At 67.5% G+C, this 1408-nt stretch carries 1 protein-coding gene; it reads right to left on the bottom strand.

Features of this window, described 5'->3' with window-relative positions; all coding sequences use genetic code 11:
* Nucleotides 1–52: 52 nt before the first annotated feature.
* Nucleotides 53–1321, bottom strand: coding sequence for an IS256 family transposase (locus tag GVL03_RS18770; RefSeq protein WP_159502531.1), 1269 nt, complete (start codon nt 1319–1321; stop codon nt 53–55).
* Nucleotides 1322–1408 lie beyond the last annotated feature (87 nt).

Here is a 1408-nt window from a genome sequence, read left to right as displayed (position 1 = left end):
GGTCAAGTCCCGTGGCGTGGTGTCACTTCGGTTGTTCCTGTGATGGATGGGGTCAGGCGGTGAGGTGGAGCTCGGGACGGGCGGGTTCTGCGTGGTCGTGGAGGGTGTGGATGAGTTTGCGCATGGAGATCTCGGAGAAGTAGCGGCGTTCGCCGTATTGCCATTCCTCGTGCTGCTCCTGCAGGACGGCGCCGATGAGGCGGGTGACGCTGTCGCGGTCGGGGAAGATCTGGACGACGTCGGCTCGGCGCTTGATCTCGCGGTTGAGGCGCTCGATGGGGTTGTTGGACCAGATCTTTTGCCAGTGCTCACGCGGCAGGGCCGCGAAGGCGGTCAGGTCGCCTTCGGCGGCCTGGAGCATCTCGGCGATGTCAGAGAACGAGGCGCGCAAGCTGTCGGTGACCTGCCGGTATTGAGCGGTCACGGCCTCGGCGGTGGTCTGGGCGAAGATCGTGGTGATCAGCGCGTTGACGGGCTTGGAGCGGGCTGAGCCGAGCCGCTGGGTGACGTTCCTGGCGAAGTGGACGCGGCAGCGCTGCCAGCCGGCGCCGGGCAGGATCGCTTTGACCGCGGCTTTCAGGCCGGCGTGCGCGTCGCTGGTGACCAGGGCGACGCCCAGCGGGTCGGCGTCGGTGGCGACCTTCAGTCCTCGCTCGCGCAGGGAGCGCAGGAACTCGGTCCAGAAGTCCGTGGTCTCCGCGTCTCCCAGGCTCATGCCGAGGATCTCGCGGCGGCCGTCGCCGGAGACGCCTGTGGCGACCACGAGGGCTTGAGAGACGACGCGGCCGCGGACACGGACGTCGAGGTAGGTGGCATCCAGGAACAGATACGGGAACCAGGTGTGATCGAGCCGGCGGTGCAGGAACTCGTGCACGGTCTCGTCGATCTCACTGCAGATCCGCGACACGGTGGAGCGTGAGATGCCGGTGTCGTTGCCCAGAGCCCGCACCAGCTGGTCGACCTTGCGGGTGGAGACCCCGTCGATCCAGGCCTGGCAGATCACCGCGTAGAGGGCCTTGTCGACCCGGCGCCGCGGGGACAGCAGCGACGGGAAGAACGACCCCTCCCGCAGCTTCGGGATCGCGAGGTCGACCTCCCCGGCCGGGGTGGCGAGAGTCTTCGGGCGGGTGCCGTTGCGGCGCGTGACGCGATCAGGGGTGCGCTCATGCGGAGCGGCGCCGATCTTCGCGGTGGCCTCCGCGTTGATCAGGTCCTGCAGCCCGGCCTGCAGCATCCGACGGAACACGTCCGAGTGGGCAAGGTCGGGATCGGCGAGGACTTCGCCAATCAGGGTCGTCAAGGCAGACTGGTTGTGGGTCATCGTGGGATCACTTCTTTGCTTCTTGCCGGAAACAACTGGGGCTCCCACGATGGCTCCTCTACGTCAACGACGACGAGAGCCCCGCGG

This window comes from Microbacterium sp. 18062, from assembly GCF_902706225.1.
GTDB lineage: Bacteria > Actinomycetota > Actinomycetes > Actinomycetales > Microbacteriaceae > Microbacterium.
Note: the sequence above shows the minus strand (reverse complement) of the source record. Positions and strands in the feature narration are given on the sequence as shown.